The sequence below is a fragment of the Streptomyces sp. NPDC058195 genome (genome assembly GCF_042883525.1).
Lineage (GTDB): Bacteria > Actinomycetota > Actinomycetes > Streptomycetales > Streptomycetaceae > Streptomyces.
The window spans coordinates 1-1,635 of the sequence record NZ_JBHVVM010000083.1 but is presented as its reverse complement, the minus strand read 5'-3'; the positions used below and the strand labels follow the sequence as shown (position 1 = coordinate 1,635).

Below are 1,635 nucleotides of genomic sequence, written 5' to 3'. Positions count from 1 at the left end.
AGGACTTCGACGAGCCGGTCGAACGGCAGGTCCTGGTGGCTCCAGGCCGCGAGGTCGGTTTCGCGGACCCGGGTGAGCAGTTCACGGAAGGTGGGATCGCCGGAGACGTCGGTGCGCAGCACCAGGGTGTTGACGAAGAAGCCCACGAGGTCGTCCAGCGCCGGGTCGGTGCGTCCGGCGACGGGTGAGCCGAGCGGGATGTCGTGCCCGGCCCCGGAGCGGGACAGCAGGGTCGACACCGCCGCCTGCGCCACCATGAACAGGGTCGTCCCGGTGTCCTGGGCCAGGGTGGCGAGCGCCTCGTGCAGCACGGGCGGGCAGTGCACGGTGTGCGTGGTGCCCCGGTAGGAGGCGACGGCCGGGCGGGGCCGGTCCGCGGGCAGGGTGACCTCGTCCGGAAGGCCGGCCAGCGCGGAGCGCCAGTAGTCGAGTTGGCGTTCCTCGTCGGCTCCCAGGAGGCGTTGCTGCCAGAGGGCGTAGTCGGCGTACTGGACCGGCAGCGGCTCCCAGTCGGGAGCGGCGTCCCGGGCGCGGGCCTCGTAGGCGGTGGCCAGGTCGCGGAAGATCGGACCGTTGGACCAGCCGTCGGAGGCGATGTGGTGGACGACCACCAGCAGAATGTGTTCCTGCTCGCCGAGCGCGAGCAGATGGGTACGGACCGGCCGCTGGACCGACAGGTCGAAGGTGACCGCCGACAGCTCCGCCAGCCGTGCGGTGGCCTCCTCCTCCGTGGTGTCGATCAGCGGAAGGGCGAGCTCGGCCGGGGGCAGAACGTGCTGGTACGGGGTTCCTTCGTGGACGGGGAAGACGGTGCGCAGGCCCTCGTGGCGGGTGGTGAGGTCGGTGAGCGCCAGCCGCAGCGCCTCACGGTCCAGACAGCCCTTGATCCGCAGCGCGAGCTGGATGTTGTACGTGGCGGACGGGCCCTCCATCTGGTCCAGGAACCACAGCCGCTGCTGTGCCGACGACAGCGGCACCCGCTCCGGGCGCTCCTGCGGCGTCAGCGCGGGCCGGGGCAGTTCTCCACTGCCCGCGGTGACGCACTCCGAGAGCGCGAGCACCGTGGGGTTGCGGAAGAGGTCCTTCACTCCGAGCTGGACGCCGAACGCGCGCCGGATGCGGCTGATCAGGCGGGTGCCGAGCACCGAGTGGCCGCCCCGGTGGAAGAAGTGGTCGTCGATGGTGACCGACGGGAGGCCGAGCACGGCCGCGAAGAGACCGCACAGCACTTCTTCCTGCGGGGTGCGCGGGGCGCGCCCATGGGTGCTGTGGTCGATCTGCGGGGCGGGCAGGGCGCGCCGGTCGACCTTGCCGTTGACGGTGAGCGGGATCGCGTCCAGGACCATGAAGGCGGACGGGACCATGTACTCCGGGAGGGCCTCGGAGACGTGACCGCGCAGTTCGGCGACGTCCACGCGGGCCCCGTCCGCGGCGACCAGGTAGGCGACGAGGCGCTTGTCGCCGGGCCGGTCCTCGCGGACGACCACGGTGGCCTGGGCCACGCTGTCGTGCGCGGTCAGCGCCGTCTCGATCTCGCCGGGTTCGATGCGGAAGCCGCGGAGCTTGACCTGCTGGTCGGCCCGGCCCAGATATTCGAGGGAACCCTCCCGGTTCCAGCGGACCAGGTCCCCGGTG

General features: G+C 72.0%; 1 protein-coding gene. It reads right to left on the bottom strand.

The features are described 5' to 3' along the window. The coding region (locus ACFVWY_RS35615) for a condensation domain-containing protein (protein ID WP_389879052.1) at positions 1–1,635 on the bottom strand (1,635 nt) is incomplete at both ends.